This window comes from Pseudoalteromonas sp. APM04 (assembly GCF_022809815.1).
Taxonomy (GTDB): Bacteria; Pseudomonadota; Gammaproteobacteria; order Enterobacterales; family Alteromonadaceae; genus Pseudoalteromonas; species Pseudoalteromonas marina.
This window is the reverse complement of record NZ_CP094442.1, coordinates 102,263-122,407: the sequence shown is the minus strand read 5'-3', so window position 1 is coordinate 122,407 and position 20,145 is coordinate 102,263. Positions and strand designations below refer to the sequence as shown.

General features: G+C 37.4%; 15 protein-coding genes. 6 read left to right on the top strand and 9 right to left on the bottom strand.

The features are described from left to right. Positions 1–576 precede the first annotated feature (576 nt). On the top strand, positions 577–1,791 hold the full coding sequence (locus MTP24_RS16490) for a hypothetical protein (protein ID WP_006793243.1): 1,215 nt from the start codon (positions 577–579) through the stop codon (positions 1,789–1,791). A gap of 63 nt (positions 1,792–1,854) precedes the next feature. On the opposite strand, the gene MTP24_RS16485 is transcribed toward MTP24_RS16490, so the two are convergent. Next, complete coding sequence (locus MTP24_RS16485; RefSeq protein WP_243534269.1) at positions 1,855–2,730, bottom strand: DNA replication terminus site-binding protein; 876 nt, start codon at positions 2,728–2,730, stop codon at positions 1,855–1,857. A gap of 582 nt (positions 2,731–3,312) precedes the next feature. Here MTP24_RS16485 and MTP24_RS16480 point away from each other — a divergent pair. Beyond that, a complete protein-coding gene (locus tag MTP24_RS16480; protein WP_008131800.1) occupies positions 3,313–4,662 on the top strand; it encodes a 3-deoxy-7-phosphoheptulonate synthase class II in 1,350 nt (449 codons plus the stop codon). A gap of 65 nt (positions 4,663–4,727) precedes the next feature. Here MTP24_RS16480 and MTP24_RS16475 read toward each other — a convergent pair whose 3' ends face one another. Continuing rightward, entirely contained in the window at positions 4,728–5,537 is an 810-nt protein-coding gene (locus tag MTP24_RS16475) for a pyruvate, water dikinase regulatory protein (RefSeq protein ID WP_006793240.1), read from the bottom strand. Positions 5,538–5,691: 154 nt separating this feature from the next. Here MTP24_RS16475 and ppsA point away from each other — a divergent pair, with 154 nt between their 5' ends. Beyond that, a complete protein-coding gene (gene ppsA / locus MTP24_RS16470) occupies positions 5,692–8,064 on the top strand; it encodes a phosphoenolpyruvate synthase (protein ID WP_033025757.1) in 2,373 nt (790 codons plus the stop codon). A gap of 63 nt (positions 8,065–8,127) precedes the next feature. Here ppsA and MTP24_RS16465 read toward each other — a convergent pair whose 3' ends face one another. After that, on the bottom strand, positions 8,128–8,337 hold the full coding sequence (locus tag MTP24_RS16465) for a PGPGW domain-containing protein (protein WP_243534267.1): 210 nt from the start codon (positions 8,335–8,337) through the stop codon (positions 8,128–8,130). Positions 8,338–8,481: 144 nt separating this feature from the next. Between MTP24_RS16465 and MTP24_RS16460 the strand changes: the two genes are divergently transcribed. Further along, complete coding sequence (locus MTP24_RS16460) at positions 8,482–11,526, top strand: FAD-binding and (Fe-S)-binding domain-containing protein (protein ID WP_243534265.1); 3,045 nt, start codon at positions 8,482–8,484, stop codon at positions 11,524–11,526. 57 nt (positions 11,527–11,583) lie between these two features. On the opposite strand, the gene MTP24_RS16455 is transcribed toward MTP24_RS16460, so the two are convergent. Continuing rightward, positions 11,584–12,780, bottom strand: a complete 1,197-nt coding sequence (locus MTP24_RS16455; protein ID WP_243534263.1) for a cation:proton antiporter — start codon at positions 12,778–12,780, stop codon at positions 11,584–11,586. After that, complete coding sequence (locus MTP24_RS16450) at positions 12,780–13,991, bottom strand: tyrosine-type recombinase/integrase (RefSeq protein WP_243534527.1); 1,212 nt, start codon at positions 13,989–13,991, stop codon at positions 12,780–12,782. The genes MTP24_RS16455 and MTP24_RS16450 overlap by 1 nt, the downstream gene beginning before the upstream one ends. Before the next feature lie 137 nt (positions 13,992–14,128). Here MTP24_RS16450 and MTP24_RS16445 point away from each other — a divergent pair, with 137 nt between their 5' ends. Beyond that, entirely contained in the window at positions 14,129–14,692 is a 564-nt protein-coding gene (locus MTP24_RS16445) for a YSC84-related protein (protein WP_006794784.1), read from the top strand. A 166-nt stretch (positions 14,693–14,858) separates the two neighbouring features. On the opposite strand, the gene MTP24_RS16440 is transcribed toward MTP24_RS16445, so the two are convergent. From MTP24_RS16440 to MTP24_RS16425, 4 genes are all read right to left on the bottom strand, one after another. After that, positions 14,859–15,902 (bottom strand): patatin-like phospholipase family protein, encoded by a 1,044-nt coding sequence (locus MTP24_RS16440; RefSeq protein ID WP_243534261.1) that lies wholly within the window; start codon positions 15,900–15,902, stop codon positions 14,859–14,861. 139 nt (positions 15,903–16,041) lie between these two features. Continuing rightward, positions 16,042–17,448: an alanine/glycine:cation symporter family protein gene (locus MTP24_RS16435; protein WP_243534259.1), complete on the bottom strand. Its 1,407-nt coding sequence runs from the start codon at positions 17,446–17,448 to the stop codon at positions 16,042–16,044. A 118-nt stretch (positions 17,449–17,566) separates the two neighbouring features. Beyond that, complete coding sequence (locus MTP24_RS16430) at positions 17,567–18,478, bottom strand: arginine deiminase-related protein (RefSeq protein ID WP_243534257.1); 912 nt, start codon at positions 18,476–18,478, stop codon at positions 17,567–17,569. Continuing rightward, on the bottom strand, positions 18,475–19,545 hold the full coding sequence (locus MTP24_RS16425; protein ID WP_243534254.1) for an ornithine cyclodeaminase: 1,071 nt from the start codon (positions 19,543–19,545) through the stop codon (positions 18,475–18,477). The genes MTP24_RS16430 and MTP24_RS16425 overlap by 4 nt, the downstream gene beginning before the upstream one ends. Before the next feature lie 162 nt (positions 19,546–19,707). Between MTP24_RS16425 and MTP24_RS16420 the strand changes: the two genes are divergently transcribed. Next, a complete protein-coding gene (locus tag MTP24_RS16420; RefSeq protein WP_010556171.1) occupies positions 19,708–20,139 on the top strand; it encodes an Lrp/AsnC family transcriptional regulator in 432 nt (143 codons plus the stop codon). Positions 20,140–20,145 lie beyond the last annotated feature (6 nt).

The window sequence follows — 20,145 nt, the reverse complement described above, 5'->3', positions numbered from 1 at the left end:
TAACTATATGATAAATATAAATAAACTATAAAAAATTAGATCAGCATTATACGTGGTTAAGATCAGATCTTTAATAACTAACAGATCAGCATTTTATTAACTGCTAAATAAATTTTATAGTTATACACAGCTTACCCTTAAGGTTATAAACAAATAGGTCGATTAAGATCATGCTTTTACTAAGTAAATTAGAATGTTATGCACCGTTCAATGTAGAAAAAGCAGTAATCAATTGGTATAGATCTGATCTGTAGTAAGTACAGATCAGATCTATGCTAACTAACTAAGTCCTTATCCACAGGCTAGTATGAAAAAGAACAAATTTGTCGTGCTTTGCAGTCTAAATTTAGCATAGCAGTGGACAAATTTATAACTGAGTTAGTAAAAATGAGATTTGAAATACACGTGTTAGTATAATAATGATCTTAAATTAAAGAAAAATGCTAGTACTTAGTATAAAACTGATCTGAGTAGATTAATTAGAGCCAGATCACTTTTATACTAACTTAAACATTTAACTTTTTTTGTTTTATGTGTTGTTATTAGCTGTCGCAATAATAAATGGAAATAAGAACAATGAGCCGAAAGGTCAACATCTCGGTAGATAACTTGCCTGATACACTAAGAGGCCAAATTCACGGGGTGGAAAGTGCAATTGATAATGAAAGTTTAGCACTATTTACAGATAATAAAGATGTTCGCATTTCTATTGAGAATGCAGCTCATGGTTTACGTGCCTATTCAAATACATTTAATCATTACGATTTATGGGGACGTTTTGTTCGATCGGGTCATAAAAAACTTCCATTAGAAGAAGCGCCTAAAAAAACAATCATTACACGTAAAATATCAGAAAAAGTAGATGGTATTTTATACGATGGCGAAATAAAAATAACACCCGCCGTTGTTAGTACTCGCAAAGACGGTGAAGATATTGAATACCTAGTATGGCCATCAGATAGAGAAGAAAAAGTAGAACGAGCTCTGATCCGTTTAGCCTCTAAAGGTAAAATAGTAAAAATAAATTTTAAGTCCGGTATTCAATATGCCGTTGTTTTTTCGATGAACGAATTAGCACAAGAACTTAAAGCCGTTGGTCAGTCCATGCCATATCCTGCAATTAAAGAATCACTTGAAGCACTTCAAGGGTCAAAACTTTCATTTAAATACTCTGCAACAGATACTAAAAATTCAGATATTGATGATTCATTCTACGAGTCAAATATGAATTTTTTATCGTCTTTGCATTTTAGTGGGAAAAAAGGTCAGGGCGGTAATGTTAAATGTGTTGCTTGTTTAAATGCTTTCGTTCATAACATGATCGATAACTTAGAATATAAAGGTTATTATTTTAACAGTGCACAAGAACTAAAGCGTGGTTTATCACGTTGGATGATGCTGCGCTTGTATCACTTATGGCGCTACGCGGCACCGGGTAAAACATATCATTTTAGATTACTTTCTATTATGGAAAAATACGGTTCGATATACTCAACCGACAACATAACAGAAAACAAATTAAAAGCATTACGTCGTGATATGACAACTACCATGAAAGACCTTATAGAAAAGGGTGCCATTTCAGAATACAGCATTACCAATGTTAAAGACGATAAGACCGGTAATATTATAGATTACACCTATGAAATGCATCCGTCAGATCAGTTTTGTGATGAAATACTTACATTGAATAAGCATAACAAACGTATAGAGATTCAAGGCGGTAAACGCATAGTTGAAAATGCCGTTTTAATAGATGAAGATAAAATAGAAGAAATAGTCGAAAAATAGTTTTTTATTTATCTTTGTTATACAAATACTAAAAGGCCAATAAATGTGGCCTTTTTAACATAATTAATTTGTTACTTGTTCAAGGTAAAGCCTATCAACCAGGAAATCATAATCTCGTTTTCGAGGATGACTATCTGGCTTTTCGTAATCTGGTAAAGTTCCTATTTTAACATCGGGCTCTGGGTTTATTAATATAAATGGTAATGCAGCACTAACGTGGTAACGATTTTGTGCCGTGTATCTGATATTTACTTGAGGACTAACTCGAGTAGGGCGTCTTATTCTTAGTTTTTCTTTTTCACCTAAGCTAGCAATCCTCATTTGTTCTTGAGCGACTAGAGATTGCCACTTTTGCTGATCGATCATTCTTGGATTTGTATAACCTGCAGATTTACTCAACATTTCAAGAGCCATCTTTTTAGTGAGGGTTTTAGTTGCATGTTTGTGCATCCATGTAAATCTAACAGAAAAAGGAGATTCACTCTCACTGTGTATTTTTCTGTATGCAGCTAAAGTAATTAAATTTGGTACTGCATTATGAACAGCTTCAAAACGAGCGTCGTTGTTATCAATACTTAGAATACATTCCTTAAATGCTGCTTTAGCTTTATTAACCTGATTAATCCTATCATTGAGTGCCTGTTTATTAGCATTTTTTATAACTAACAAACCAGGGTGCCTTTTAAGTACTCGGCTACTTAACCCTGACTTTGTATACATATCATAAAATGAATTAAGAATGGCTCGTTGGGCATTATCTCCCGTTAGTTTTGAAACGGGTATACTTTGCGGGACATTATTTTCTTCACTAGTAAGAACCTCAGGCAATTTATAGTATTCAGCTTTTGAGTATTCACATTGTTTGAGTTCATCAATTAACAATGAGGTAAGCTCACTCATTAAATCAAACTGACTTCTTATTTTTATTTTAGAGACCATCACACACCAAGAACACATCTTACTTTAATCAGAAATGATACTAATCTTTTGCTTTGATCGCTAGATCTTTATAAATCTATTGTTGCCGAGATAAACATTAACTACAGTTTTAGTATGATGTGTTCTTTGCTGTTTAGCATATAAGCTCTTATTTATATTAGATATTGTTAATGTTATAGGTGGGCCGCTTAAACTTGGTTGTGCTTCTTTAGCATATATAAGTATAAATACAATCCTCATGATTATAATTTTTAAATTTAACTGTAAAGTTTAGAATACAATTGACGTAAATTAAGTATGATGTGTTCCTTCTTATTCTGTATATAATATCTGGTATTACGCTTAGTGTTCTCGAACTCTTTGAAATTAACATTTATAGGTGTAATTAACTGATAATAAATGGTTTTAATATTAGTTTGATTAAGCTAATTTATGAAATATACACATATGGAAAGTTGTTAATTGGTGTTTATAACTAGCCCATAACAAAATAATTAGTAAATAGTGAATTTAGTACTTGAACAGAGGTACGTGCATACGTTAATTTCAGTACATCAGGTAAAGTAGGAATGAGGAAAGAATATGCAATCGTGGAACCCAAATAGCTGGAGAGAGCTGCCAATACTGCAGCAGCCACAATACCCAGATCAAGACGTGTTAAAATCTGTTGAAGGCCAATTAAAAACTGCACCCCCATTAGTTTTTGCAGAAGAAACTCGTAGTTTATTTAAGCAACTTGAAGATGTGTGTGAAGGCCGTGCATTTTTACTTCAAGGTGGCGACTGTGCAGAATCGTTTAGTGATTTTAATGCAGCAAACATTCGCGACACATTTAAAACAATTTTACAAATGGCTGTAGTTTTAACCTACGGCGGTAAATGCCCAGTTGTAAAAATTGCCCGTATGGCTGGACAGTATGCAAAACCACGTTCTGCTGATTTAGAAACTATTGACGGTGTTTCACTTCCATCATACCGTGGCGACATAATTAACAACATAGACTTCACAGCTGAAGCCCGCATACCCGATCCGCAACGTTTAATGACTGCTTACCACCATAGTGCAGCTACATTAAACTTACTACGTGCATTTGCACAAGGTGGCCTTGCAGATTTACACCAGGTCAATCGCTGGAACATGGGCTTTGTAGCCGCCAATCCTCAAAAGCAAAAGTACCAACAGCTTGCTGATAAAATTCAAGACGCATTAGAGTTTATGGAAGTGTGTGGTATTAATTCTACTATAGCACCAAGCCTTAAAGAGACAGATCTCTACACATCTCACGAAGCATTGTTATTGGGCTATGAAGAAGCACTAACACGACGCGATCACTTATCAGGCGACTGGTATGACTGTTCAGCGCATTTTGTTTGGATCGGTGAGCGCACACGTCAATTAGACCACGCACACATTGAGTTTTTTAAAGGAATTAAAAACCCAATTGGTGTAAAAGTAGGTCCTGGTATGGACCCAGATGAATTAATCCGCCTAATTGATGCATTAAATCCTGACAATATTCCAGGACGATTAACCTTAATTACACGCATGGGTGCAGATATACTGCCAGAGAAACTACCAGCACTCGTACGTAAAGTACAACAAGAAGGGCGTAAGGTAATTTGGAGTTCAGACCCAATGCATGGCAATACTGAAAAAGCGACCTCTGGATACAAAACGCGTAATTTCGACAATATAATGCGCGAAATCAGCCAGTTTTTCTCTGTTCACAAAGCAGAAGGTTCATATGCAGGTGGCGTTCATCTAGAAATGACAGGTCAGCACGTTACAGAGTGTACCGGCGGAGCGTATGGTCTATCAGACGACGATTTAGCACAACGTTACAAAACACAGTGTGACCCACGTCTTAATGCAGACCAAGTATTAGAGCTAGGTTTTTTAGTTGCTGATTTATTAAAAGACGCACGTAAATAAAGACTCTCACATATAAAAAAAGCCGCTTAACAGCGGCTTTTTTGTGGCGTAAATATTTAACTAAGTTAGTACTTACGACGTTCTAAATCCGTATCCATCAATATTTTTGCAGAAATTTCTTCAACAGAATGATGGGTTGAATTGAAGTAAGCAATTTTATGACGCTTGTAAAGCATTTCAACCTCACGTACTTCAATACGACACTGCCTTATAGATGCATATTTAGAGTTGGCCATGCGTCGATGCCTAATTGCAGCAAGTCTCTCTGGGTCAATAGTTAAACCAAACAATTTATGTTTATAAGGTACTAAACATTTCGGCAAGCCTTCGCTTTCTAAATCTTCTTCGGTAATAGGGTAGTTTGCTGCTTTAATGCCATATTGCAACGCTAAATATAAGCTCGTTGGGGTTTTACCACTTCGGCTCACACCTATTAAAATAATATCAGCCTCGGAAAAGTTTTTGATATTGCCGCCGTCGTCATTCATTAAAGCATAATTCACCGCGTCTATTCTAAAGTCATAACTTTTTTCATGTATAGAGTGTGTACGATGCATTTTTGGTACAGGTGCCACCTGTAATTCTTTTTCAATTTTTTCGCTATACGTAGTCAAAAAATCATATGGGATAGCATCCGCTGACTTTATGATTTCGCTCAAACTATGATTAACAAATGTAAAAAACACAAAGGGCTTTTCACCCGTTTTTGCAGCTGTTGCATTTATTAACGCTTTAATTTCGTGTGCTTTTTCTTCTGTTTCTACGAAAGGAATAGTTTTGTGATTAAAATCGATTGGAAACAAAGATAACGTTGCATGCCCAAACACTTCTGATGTAATTGCTGTTCCATCAGATATATAAAATGCAGTTCTCATAATTAACCTTTTTGTTACTTTTAATCCCTAAAATGGGTTACTCACGGTTTACGCGAGGACTGTTGCCAGTGTAGAATGAAGGTGGCCTTTATAAAAGGTTTTCTTTCTTAACTCTCACAGTTTCAACTACAATTTGTTTTTTGGAGAAAGACCCGTGCAAGAATACGTTCTCTGGTATCAAGAGCTTGGTATGCAAGATGTTCCTCGAGTTGGCGGTAAAAACGCCTCTCTTGGTGAAATGATTTCTAACCTAGCTAACGCTGGTGTACAAGTACCGGGTGGTTTCGCAACAACCGCCGATGCTTTTAATGAGTTTTTAGACCAATCAGGACTCAATGCCAAAATTCATGACATCCTAGATACACTCGATGTTGATGATGTAAATACACTCGCCAAAGTAGGTGCCGATATCCGCCAATGGATAATCGATACACCATTCCAACCAAATTTAGACCAAGCCATTCGCGATGCATACAGCCAACTTCATGGCGACACATCAGCTGATGTGTCATTTGCTGTACGTTCATCAGCAACCGCTGAGGATATGCCAGACGCATCTTTTGCAGGCCAACAAGAAACATTTTTAAATGTTGTTGGCATCGATTCGGTTATGGTTGCTATAAAGCATGTATTTGCATCTTTGTTTAACGACCGCGCAATTTCTTATCGTGTTCACCAAGGTTACGATCATCGTGGTGTTGCATTATCAGCAGGCATACAGCGTATGGTACGCTCTGATAAATCAGCATCTGGCGTTATGTTCAGTATCGACACTGAATCTGGCTTTGAAGATGTTGTATTTGTAACCTCAAGCTACGGTTTAGGTGAAATGGTTGTACAGGGTGCTGTTAACCCAGACGAATTTTATGTACATAAACCAACATTACTAAAAGATAAGCCATCTGTAGTGCGTCGTAATATTGGCTCTAAAGCCATTCAAATGATTTATTCAAACGACAAAGCACATGGTAAACAAGTAGAAATAGTTGACGTAAACCCTGAACTTTCTAACAAATTTTCGATTACAGATGAAGAAGTACAAGACCTTGCTAAGCAAGCTGTAATCATTGAAAAACATTACGGTCGTCCAATGGACATCGAATGGGCAAAAGACGGCAACGACGGCAAACTATATATAGTACAAGCTCGTCCAGAAACTGTGCGTTCAAACGAAGATACAAATGTAATGGAGCGTTTTCAGTTAAACGGTTCGAGTAAAGTTGTTGTAGAAGGTCGTGCAATTGGTCATAAAATTGGTAGCGGTGTTGTTCGTGTTCTTGACTCGATTGATGAAATGGATCAAGTGCAAGTTGGTGATATTTTAGTCACCGACATGACCGACCCAGACTGGGAACCTATCATGAAGCGTGCAGCAGCGATTGTTACAAATCGTGGTGGCCGCACATGTCACGCAGCAATCATTGCTCGTGAACTGGGTATCCCTGCAGTTGTAGGATGTGGCAATGCAACCGACCTAATCAAAGCTGGTCAAGAAGTCACTGTATCATGTGCCGAAGGCGATACTGGTTTCATTTACGAAGGTATTTTAGACTTTGAAGTGCTTACTTCACGTGTTGACGAAATGCCAAACCTACCAATGAAAGTAATGATGAACGTGGGTAACCCGGACCGCGCATTCGACTTTGCACGTTTGCCACACTCAGGTGTTGGCCTTGCACGTGTTGAATTCATCATAAACCGTATGATTGGCGTGCATCCAAAAGCATTATTAAATTTTGACGCACAAACAGATGCCCTTAAAGAAGAAATAACCGACATGATTGCTGGTTACGATTCACCAGTAGAGTTTTATATTTCAAAACTTGTTGAAGGTATTTCAACGCTAGGTTGTGCGTTTGCTCCCGAGCGAGTAATTGTTCGTATGTCTGATTTTAAATCAAACGAGTACGCTAACTTAGTGGGTGGCCAACAATACGAACCTGAAGAAGAAAACCCAATGATTGGTTTTCGTGGTGCAGCACGTTATATATCAGAAGACTTCCGCGACTGTTTTGCATTAGAGTGTGAAGCAATCAAGCGTGTGCGCAATACTATGGACATGACTAACATTGAGATCATGATTCCTTTCGTACGTACACTTGAAGAAGGTAAACGCGTAATTGAATTATTAGAAGAGCATGGCCTAAAACGTGGCGAAAATGGTCTTAAAGTAATTATGATGTGTGAGCTGCCGTCAAATGCATTACTTGCCGAAGAGTTCTTAGAACACTTTGACGGTTTTTCAATTGGATCTAACGATTTAACACAGTTAACACTAGGTTTAGACCGAGATTCTGGTTTAATTGCTCATTTGTTTGACGAGCGTGACCCTGCAATTAAAAAGCTTCTTTCTATGGCAATTCAAACAGCCAAAGCAAAAGGAAAGTATGTAGGTATTTGTGGACAAGGTCCTTCAGATCATGAAGACTTTGCTGCATGGTTAGTTGACCAAGGTATAGACTCTGTATCATTAAACCCAGATACAGTAATCGAAACTTGGTTATACTTAGCTAAAAAATTAGCTTAGTAACCTGTTATAGCTATGTAAAAGCCAGCATATATTGCTGGCTTTTTTGTTGGTCAATTTATTTTAACTGCGTGCTAATTTTTTATCTAAATACTGACAAGATTTAGTCAGTGCTTTTTGGCAAAGGGTCAAATAACGCGCTTTTGGGTAATAAAACGAATAACACAATAAACCAGCCATAAAAAATATAAGTGATGGACCAGGTACAACCGCAAATATTAATCCTAATAAAATAAATAACGCACCCATGATCTGTAATACAATTTTTTTCATATAAATGACCTCTCATGTAGTTAACTTGATTATAATTACAGCAGCGCTTAAATCGACTAAAAGAGTGTTACAAACTGTAAATTCTTCAATTTCTATTAGCAATCAGCATGATATAATTAACCAAATGTCTAAAAGTATGCCGTTATGATCGCAACAATTACTCAGCAAGATGCCGCGTCAGACCTTGTCGCAAATTACCTAAATACATTACAAAAGCAAGGCTTTACCGGTGATACCGATGCAAGTTATGCAACACGTATTACCGCTTCAACCGATAACAGTATTTACCAGCAATTGCCTCAAGGTGTCATTTTTCCAAAAAATGAAAAAGACATTCAACTTGCTTTGCAAACTGCATCACGGGACCCTTTTTTATCATTAACATTTGGACCGCGCGGTGGTGGAACAGGCACTAATGGTCAGTCTTTAACACCAGGTATCGTTGTTGATTTATCCCGCTACATGCGTGAAATTCTCGAAATTAATGTCGAAGAAGGGTGGGTTCGAGTTCAAACTGGCGTAATAAAAGATCAGCTAAATGACTTTTTAAGACCTTATGGATTTTTCTTTTCTCCTGACTTATCTACCAGTAATCGTGCAACTATAGGCGGTATGATCAGCACCGATGCTTCAGGGCAAGGTTCACTTGTTTACGGTAAAACAAGCGATCATGTTTTAGGCCTTACAACCTATTTAGTAGACGGTACACCAATGAGTACCGCTCCAATAAACGTCGAAAAAGCAAAAATAATTGGAGAGCAAGACACGCTAGTTGGCACAATATATAAAACTGTACTTAATATAGCCATTGATGAACGAGATGCTATTTTAAATAAATTTCCTCGGTTAAATCGTTTTTTAACCGGCTATGACTTAGAGCACGTCCTAAGTGATGACTTACTTACTTTTGATATGAGCCGTTTAATAACAGGTTCAGAAGGTTCACTAGGTATTGTCACCGAGGCAAAATTAAACCTTACACCGATTGCCGAATTCAAAACACTTATAAATATTAAATACGATAGCTTTGATTCAGCACTTCGACACTCTCCATTTTTAGTTGATGCCCGTGCAACTTCAGTTGAAACTGTCGATAGCAAAGTATTAAACCTTGCTCGCGAAGATATCATTTGGCATTCAGTATCGGACTTAATAACCGATGTACCAAATAAAAATATGCAAGGGCTCAACATGGTTGAGTTTAATGCAGTATCACCCGACGATATAAAAGACAAAGTAGATACGCTTTGTAAATTATTAGATGAATGTGTAGCCAATCAAACCAATGGTGTAATAGGCTACCAGCTAACAAATGATAAAAGTGACATTTTAAAAATTTACGCAATGCGTAAAAAGTCAGTTGGTTTACTTGGAAACGTAAAAGGCAGCCAAAAGCCATTGGCCTTTGCAGAAGATACTGCAGTACCGCCTGAAAATTTAGCCGATTATATAGTTGAGTTTAGAGCCTTACTCGACAGTCATAATTTACAATATGGTATGTTTGGCCATGTTGATGCCGGTGTTTTACATGTAAGACCCGCACTGGATATGTGCGATCCTGAACAAGAAAAACTTTTACGTACCATTTCAGATGAAGTGGTTAAACTCACAGCCAAGTACGGCGGTTTAATGTGGGGCGAACATGGTAAAGGCTACCGAAGTGAATATGGACCTGAGTTTTTTGGTGAACATTTATTTACCCAACTGCGCATCATTAAAACAGCGTTCGACCCATATAACCGAATAAACCCAGGGAAAATATGCACACCTATCGATAGTGAAGACTCACTAGTTAGTGTTGATGGGCAAAAAAGATCGTGGTTCGACAAACAAATTTCAATCGATGTTAAAACGAGTTTCAACAACGCCATGACCTGTAACGGAAATGGTATTTGTTTTAATTATGATGAAAACTCGCCAATGTGTCCGTCGTATAAAGTAACAGGCGATCGCCGTAACTCACCAAAAGGGCGAGCAAGTTTAATGCGTGAATGGCTACGCCTTCAAGAATCTAAAAGCATAGATCTGCTAGGTGTAGAAAAAGAATTAAATAAAGGTGAAGTAATTACCTGGTGGGAAAGGTTTGTACATAGCCGCGAAAAAAAGAAAGGCCTTTACGATTTTTCACACGAAGTAAAAGCATCTATGGATGAATGTTTAGCCTGTAAAGCATGTACAACTGCTTGCCCTATTAAAGTGGATGTACCTACTTTTCGAGCTCGCTTTTTAAATTATTATCACAGTTACTATGCGCGCCCACTTAAAGATTACTTAGTGGGTAACATTGAAAGTAGCGCGCCACTTATGGCTAAATTCGGTAAAATAATAAACCCAATTGTTAAAACAAAATTTGTTAGCAGCATAATTAAAAACACGGTGGGTTATGTTGATACACCACAACTTAGTATTCCGTCACTAGCAAATCGGACAAACAAAGCACAGCAATTTAATTTTGAATTTTTAAATAATTTAACTGCCGAACAACAAAGTGAATACGTCTTAATAGTTCAAGATCCGTTCACCAGCTTTTATGAAGCCGAACTAGTTGAAAGTTTTATAACCTTAATTACTCAACTTGGTAAAAAACCAATGTTGTTACCCTTTAAACCCAATGGTAAACCGCAACATGTAAAAGGTTTTTTGCACGAATTTAAAGTAACTGCCAAAAATGCCGCAGAATTTTTAAATCAGTTAAACGATATTAATGCGCCATTAGTAGGATTAGATGCGTCTTTGGTTATGTGTTATCGCGATGAATACAACACAATTTTAGAAAATAACCGCGGCGATTTTAACGTACAACTTGCTCACGAATGGTTGGAAACGCAATCTTTTAAAGGGCTAACTGCAAATAATAATGAAACTGAATTTACATTATTAAGTCACTGCACAGAAACTACATCTTTGCCAAAAGCAGCTAATGTTTGGAAAACTATATTTACTGATATCGGACTAACTTTAAATACAACTAATACCGGTTGCTGTGGTATGGCGGGTACTTACGGACATGAAGCACAAAATCAAGATAACTCACGCGCACTTTACGAAATGAGTTGGAAACCCATAGTTGAAAAAACTAAATCAGAGCAACTTTTGTCAACTGGATTTTCGTGTCGTAGCCAAGTAAAACGCTATGAAAAGTTTAAGCCTAAACATCCTATCGAATTACTTGCCCATGTACTAAGTTAAAATTTTTTTAAATATATTTAAAAGGCGTAACTTAAATTTAGTTACGCCTTTTTTATTTTACTTTGCACTTTTAAAACTATCAGCAATCGGTTTTGTACTAATACCATGAATAAATACACTAAACAAAATTGTAGTCATGGCAATGCTCGCAATCTGAAATTTATTTTCTATTTGCTCGTCAATCACCATAAGCGTAAATACAATTGAGGCCAATCCTCTTGGCCCAAACCATGCAAAAGTAAAACGCTCTTTTAAATTTAAAGATGTAAAAAGTAGTGACAACATTACAGGTATAATTCTTATCAATGTAGTACTTAATAATGCATACGTTACTATTTCAAAATTTAATTTTGGCAAGACTAAATAAGCACACGCATAACCGAATAAACACCAAATCATCAGAGACGTAAAATCAGCAATATGTTCTGAATCTTCTATTAATTCAGTACGCACTGTTTTAGTTGAAAACTTATCAAACAATAAACCTGCTACAAACACAGCAATAAAACCACTGCCATGCAAATATTGGGTAACAGAAAATACCGCCATTGCAAAACCTAATAATAAAAATGGGCTAGTGTTTTGAGCAAAGTAATGCCGCCTCATTGCAAAATTTAAACTTGGAATAAAAATCGAAATACTCGTTATAGCAACAAGTAATGCAATACCTAACTCTCTTGAAAATACACTCACTACATGAGAGGTTGTAATTGCCGACTCAGGATTTTTTGCCAATAAAATAAATATTAAAAATACGGGTACACATAATCCATCATTTAATCCGCTTTCGGTATTGATCCCTTCACGAATTTTTTCGGGCACTTCACTGCTTGATAGTAATCCTTTGCTAAGTGCTGCATCTGTTGGCGTTAAAATAATAGCAATTAATGCCGCTTGAATTAACGAAAGCTCAGCAAACAAAAATAAACCAACCGCAATTCCCAGTAATAATGTTAAGGGGAGGGCAATAAATAATAATAAGCCAGGGTATTGAAAACTATGCCTTAATACACTTAGTTTAGATTTAGCCGCATCCGAAAATAAAAATATACTCAAAGTTAATTCTATAAACGGCAGTAATAAATCAACGCCCGCTTTTAACTCACCGCCATTATTGGGCATTAAATTGGCTAATGTAATACCGCCAATAACAAAAAACATTGGGCCAGTTACTTCTGTTTTTTCTAGTTGGCGAAGCGTCAATGAATATATTAAAAACAAAGCGCCTATAAACGCTATCACTAAGTAGGTCATTAAATTTTCCTTTTAGCTCCGGATTTTGCTCGCTCTTTAATATTTGTTTGAATATAAATTTGATCGGTGGTCGCAATTTTTGCATGTCCTAAATCTTCAGATAAATGCTTAAGTGGCCGCGTTTGCGCATCGTGTGTTGCTCCCGTATGGCGCAACCAATGGGCAGTTGCAGCACCTAGTTGTTCAGCATCATCTTTAAAACCATCATCCAACAATGATTGTTGCGCATAATCAAAACTTTGTTGAACTAATCGCCTAATTTGCCTAACAGTCATACCACCTTGGCCTCTAATTTTATGAACCAGTGGCTCGGCTTCATCAACGCGGGGAAGGGCAGGCAGTCCTCTGTATAATCTATAACGTTTTAAATATTCAACAAAATCATCACTTAACGTAACATCTCGTAGCTTGTTACCTTTACCCATTATTCGTAAAAACCAAAAGCCGTCGTTATCTTGCCAAAAGTGAGACATAACTGGTGACCATTGAGGTCGCTCAGATAATTCAGAAATTCTTAAATATAATCCCTTTAAACACGCTAGGGTAAATAAGTTTCGTTCTAAATCTGGGTTTTGTTCACATAAATCGCGAGTTACTCCAAACACATACTCCCATTGTATATCGCTTAATGTGTCTGGGATCTGAATTTGAGATTGCACAACTAAATACGGGCTATTTTTTTTCACTACTGGTACAAAGTTAGCAAACGTTTTTTCTTCAAGTAATGAAAATTTATAAAATACATTCAGCGCTGTAAACATAGCCGACAATGTTTGTTGGCTAGCCGTAGATTCTTTAAGCATAAAAGGGCGCCAGTTTTTATTTAATCGGCGAATACCTTGCTCATCTTTATAACGCCACTGAACAGAAGTCGATGCCCACTTTTTATCGGGTTCAACCATAAAATCAACATAGGCTTCAATTTCTTCACGTTTTAATTCGAATACTGACTTTTCGGCAATTAACCACGACCATAAATAAAATCGTTCAAGTTCGTTTCTAAATCGACTGTATGTTGCTTCTGATTTTCGGCCATAGACATATAAAAATTGATATAAAAATTTAAGATCCGATTCTGATTCAGTTACAGTCAAGGCAACTTGCTGTATAAAGGTTGCAAGTTCTGGGTATTCCGAATTAAGAGTACCGTCATCAAGATGAGCAATTTGATATCTTAATTGTTTTAACGTATCGACCAACGCAACAAGCATAGTATATATATTCAATTAAATAAGTTAGTTACAGAATAACCTTTAAGTCCGATACTGTCTAGTATTGGACATAGTAAATAACTGTTTATTTTAGACTATGCTTAAATGGCCATGCCAAACCTTATTAAGGAAAAGTTATGAAACAAGTTAGTATATTATTTTTACTTACACTCTCGTTAATACTCACAGGTTGTGCGACTACTGGTAGTGCATCTCCTAGTGAAAAACGTTCTTTAGTACAAAGTATGAAAAGTAACACACTTAGTAAACTTTATACTAAAAAGCCAGATGTTAAAACGCAAATAGCAAACTCTGCTGGTTATGCTGTTTTTGATAACGCGAATGTTAACGTTATTCTTGCTAGTTTTGGTGGTGGTTATGGCGTAGTAAAAAATAACCTAACAGGTAAATCTACTTACATGAACATGGGTGAAGCTGGTTTAGGGTTAGGTTTAGGTGTTAAAGATTTTAATGTAGTTATGGTTTTTCATACCCAAGCAGCAGTAAATAGATTTATTGAACACGGTTGGGCATTTGGTGGGAACGCAGATGCTGCAGCAAAATACGAAGATAAAGGTGGAGCATTGGTGGCCGAAGCCATTGCAGACCAAGTTACTGTATATTCTGTAACCGAAAATGGACTTGCTCTACAAGCTGTTCTAAAAGGGACTAAATTTTGGGTAGATTCTGAGCTAAATTAACCGTTAATAACTCTCCTAAAAGCGGGCTGATTTGTATAATCACGCTCGCTTTATTATTAATGATTCAATTTAACATAACGTAATTTATGGGTTGTCAGTTGTCAGTTGTCAGTTGTCAGTTGTCAGTTGTCAGTTGTCAGTTGTCAGTTGTCAGTAACATGAAAAATTAGAACCGTTTAAAATCAAACTTAGCCGTATCTAAATCTTTATCAAATGCTTCTGCCAATTTTTCGGTTTCATTAAAAACGGTATTCCAATATTTTATACGCGTGTCGGCATCAAGATCGGTAAAGTCGTTTCGGTCTGGAATTTTTCCGTAAGGTAAGCCGGCTATAAATTCTTTTGATGGGGTGATCATCACCACATTGTCGTAATTTTGTGGTGCTACTTTGCGTTTTAAGTTTTTATCAAACCACCCTGCTTTTGGGTCGCTGTTAAAATGTGGATATAAAATTAAGCCAGGGTTATTAATTTTTACATCAAAGTGGTAATCAATTATTCCGCCATCGCGATATATGCCTTGTGGCGAGCCTGCAATATTTTTTATACCTTGCATAACAAGCGGTATAGAGCCCGATGCAAGTAAGGCATCTTTTAAGTTTGTTTGGTTAAGTGCTATGTTTTGCGTTTTAAAATTATAACTGTCGGTTATTGATAAATTACTGTTTGGCGCACCAAAAATAAAACGCTCGTATTGCGAGCCTAATAATTTTCGGTTAATTCTGTTAAGCATGTAACTTTTTGATAAACCTAAAAGCTGAATTAATTTATTTTCGCTGGCGATAAAGCCATTAGATTTAGCGACTATAAAATGTGCTTTAAATACGGGGTTATTTATTATTTCGGTCACGCCATTATCGCCAAATACATCTTCAAGTAATGCGCGGGCTTTAATTGTAATTTCAGCAGGTGTTGGTTTATTACTTGAATAACGCGTTTGCGAATACGATGTTGCTAAACGCTCAATGGCGGCAACCGGGTCGTTTTGTGCAAAACACGCAGAGCGAAATGCGCCAGCTGATGAGCCAATTAAATTAAGCGGTTGGGTTCGGTTTTTAAAAAATTCACCAAAAATATATTTGTCTAATCCAAATAAAGTAAACCATTTAGGCCCACCACTTGCGCCTAAAAATGAAGTAAATAGTTCAGGCCTAAAGCCTTGCTCGTTTATTATTTTTGCTGCGTTCTTCCCTGCGACAATGTCGATCATGTCTGTATTTTTACCTTTTATATATGTATTTTAAACTCTTTAACGCGCTACAAATGTGAATAGTTATGCAAAATTAAAAAGCGGTTTTATGCTGCCATAAAACCGCTATTTGTAGTTAAAGTTAGCTAAAATACATGAATTAATCCCAAATGCCGTCTTCGCATTTTCCCTGAACTTTTACATCTTTTACTTTAAATTCGGGTTCTATACCTTTGTCTCTTTGCGTGTGGTAATCGTGCGTTACCGACAAAATAGTAGGTGTTAACAGTATGATAGCTATTACGTTAACGACTGTCATTAACCCTAACGCAATATCGGCTAAATCCCATACTTCTTTTAATGTGGCCGATGCGCCCCACAACATCATTGATAAATATAGTAATGTGTAAATACCACGCCCTACTTTGTTATCAAGCTTAAATAGATGTAAGTTACTTTCAGCGTAGGCGTAGTTAGCTACCACCGAAGTAAAGGCAAATAACGTAATGGCTGCAGCTACAAAGTACACGCCACCTTGCGCCAAATGCGCGGTCATAGCGCTTTGTGTTAAACGTATGCCTTCCATTTCGCCGCTTATATCTACATCGGCTAATAAAATAACAACTGCGGTACAACTACAAAGTACAATGGTGTCGAAAAACACGCCAAGCATTTGTATGTAGCCTTGTGTTACTGGGTGATTAGGAATGGGGCTCGCGCTTGCTGCAGCATGCGGCACACTACCTGCACCGGCTTCGTTAGAATATAAACCGCGTTGAATACCATTTTTAATGGCAGCGCCCATTGCACCTGCGCCCGCTTCTTGCAATCCAAAGGCTGACAAAAATATATCTTTAAGCATGGCCGGTACTTGAGTAAAGTTTATAACGGTAATAATAACGGCGGCTAATACAAAAATAATGCCCATAATGGGCACTACGCGCTCTGCAAACCGGGCAATGGCTTTAAAGCCGCCTAATATAATTGAGCCTGCAAGGACTGTAATAACAATACCTGAGTAAAACGTGGGTACTTCAAATGCGTAGTTTAGTGCATCAGTAATCGTATTGGTTTGCATTGCGCTAAAAGTAAACCCGTACCCCAAAAATAAGCACGCGGCAAATACAATTGCGAAGGCACGGCTTCCCAGCCCTTGTTGAATGTAATACGCAGGGCCACCTCTAAATTCGCCGTTACTATCGCGAATTTTATACACTTGGCCTAATATACTTTCTGCAAATCCGGTTGCCATGCCCAATATAGCAATAACCCACATCCAAAATATTGCACCACTGCCACCAAGCGATATAGCGACTGCAACACCGGCTAAATTACCCGTACCTACCCGAGCACAAAGCCCTGTACACAATGCCTGAAATGATGAAATATCATTTTTATTACATTTACTGCTGCCTTTTAATAGGCTAAACATATGCTTAAATTTAACTATTTGAATTGCTTTTAAACGCACAGAAAACCATACGCCGGTGAAAAGTAAAATATAAATGAGTACCTGACCTTCTCCCCACAAAAGGTTATTTACACTTTTTACTACCGTATCGAACATTGCAGATTCCTTATTATATTTTTATAGTTATGCGCTTTAACATAGGCATTTTAAAATGTACTGGCAACGCTTAATATTTTATACGTACTAAAGGCAACCTTGTTGCCTTTAGTTTTTGTTATTTGCTTTGTAAATGTACCCCTGCAATCATACATCTTACTGAACCACCAGCAGATTCAATGGTAGGTATGGGCAAAGGCACCAGTTTAGCCGTTTTTTGTATTGCAATTATTTGCTCGGCTGTTAGCGCATTATAGGCGGTTTGTGACAGCGCTAAAATTCGCCCATTTTTACCTTGTAATTCAATGGCATTTCCGCAAAAGTTATTTATTTGCTCAACCGACAAATCAATTACTTCGTGATGGCTTTGTAAAAAATGCCCTACCAGCTCACTGCGTTGGTCTTCAGGCACCATATTTAAGCCAATCATTACAAACTTGCTAGCCACACACATTAGTACATTAGTGTGATACACCGCTATACCTTGCTCGTCAGTTGCGTTAAACACAACCGGCTTAAACGAAAGTAAATTACACACCGTATTAACGACCGATCTTGTTGTGCGTTTGGATTCTACCGCGTAGGCAAGTTTATATTGGTGATCGAGCACCAGTGATCCGGTCCCTTCCAAAAATGAATTTTCTTTCGCTAAATGCGCATAATCAGTCACTACCGCCACTTTATAGTGATCCGTTAAAAAATCAATTATATCTTTACGATATTCTAATCTTCTGTTTTCAACAAACATTGGGTAAATAATTAATTGCCCATTTTGATGGGTAGAAAACCAGTTGTTTGGAAAAACCGAGTCGGGTGTGTGTGTTTGCTCATCTTCAAATAAATGAACGGTTACACCTTCGCTTTGTAGTAACTCAACCGCGTGGGTCACCTCTTTAAATGCTTGCTCGCTTTCATTTTTCGCTTCACATTCGCTTTGAAATGCATTGTCGAGCATGGTTTGTGGATTAGACGTAAAGTGATGCGGACGCACCATAACAACCGCGCTCGGTGCTTGTTGTGTTAGGCTCATGCTGCACTCTCTTTATCTTTATGCGGTATTTCAAGAACTGAAAATAAATTGCGCGGGTCGCCCTGCTGAGTGATCAGGTCAAGTATTTCGTATTCTCCTGACTTAATAAGCTGCTCGCGAATATACACTAACGCGCTAAAGTCTTCGCTTGCAAAGCCTACACCGTCAAAAATAGTAAGCTCTTTTTCGCTTGTACGACCAAGGTGCTGTTTATTAATTACTTTATGAAATTCGGTTACAGCAAAATACCTGCTCATTTGTTGAATTTCGCCCTCTACTCTAGTTTGTGGTTCGTACTCTACAAATACATTAGCACGCTCCAACAACGCTGAATCAAGCTCAGTTTTTCCAGGACAATCGCCTCCAATCGCATTAATATGAACACCTTGTGGGATCATATCGTTTGTTAAAATGGTTGCGTTGGTTTTATCGGCCGTGCATGTGGTAATTATGTGCGCGCCCTTTATTGCTTCCTCTACACTTTTACAGATAGTCACGGTTAAGCCTTTATTGCTTAAGTTATTAAATGCTTTTTGAGAAGCTGCTTTGTCTATATCGTATAAACGAATGTGTGTAATACCCAATACCGCTTTAAATGCTAAAGCCTGAAATTCTGACTGAGCCCCATTACCAATCAGAGTTAAGGTTGTTGAGTTTTTTGGTGCTAAATAAGTAGCCACCAGCGCTGATGTTGCAGCAGTACGTATTGCGGTTAATAGGCACATTTCGCTAATCATTATCGGATAGCCGCTATCAACATCTGACAAAATACCAAAAGCCGCAACCGTTTGAAGCTCCTTAAACGTGTTTTTTGGATGGCCATTGACATATTTACAGCTAAACATTTTTCCATCACTTACCGGCATAAGCTCTATTACACCATCCGGAGAGTGAGCTGCATAACGCGGCGATTTATCAAACTCATGCCACCGAGCAAAATCCTGTTTTAACTTGTTAGTTAGGCTAACTAATACGTTTTCTATTCCTAATGTATTTATTAGCTTAGCCATAGCTTGAACACTTACAAATGGAACGCCTTGTTTTGGCTCTGCTATAAAATGACTCATGACTACCTCTGTAATAATATGAACTAATTAAAATAAGTTTATCGACTACAGATGCCATTTAATATGGCAATACTTTACACAAATAGTAGTAATTTTTATCAATTTGCTATGCATAAATGTAAAGTTTTAGTATTTTGTATGAAATTAATTAGAGGTAAGCGAATGATCCCATACATTTACGACTCATTAGATAACGCCTTAATAGCCGAATTAAGAAAAGATGGGCGTGCTTCTATTTCAGCCCTAGCCGATGTTTTAAAGGTGTCGCGCGGGACAGTTCAAAATCGTTTAGACCGTTTAGTTTCATCGGGCGCTATATTAGGCTTTACCGTGCGTGTACACGAACACATAGAAACCGAAGCTGTAAGAGCAATAATGATGGTAGAAGTGGTGGGTAAATCTACATCGCAGGTAATTAAAACTCTGCGGGGCATACCAGAGCTCACTAAATTGCATACCACTAACGGCGCTTGGGATTTAGTAGCAGAAATACAGGCGGCAAATTTAGGTGAGTTTGATGGCGTACTCAGGCAAGTGCGCGAAATAGAAGGCATTTTAAATAGCGAAACCAGTATATTATTATCATCTACATAGGTTTAT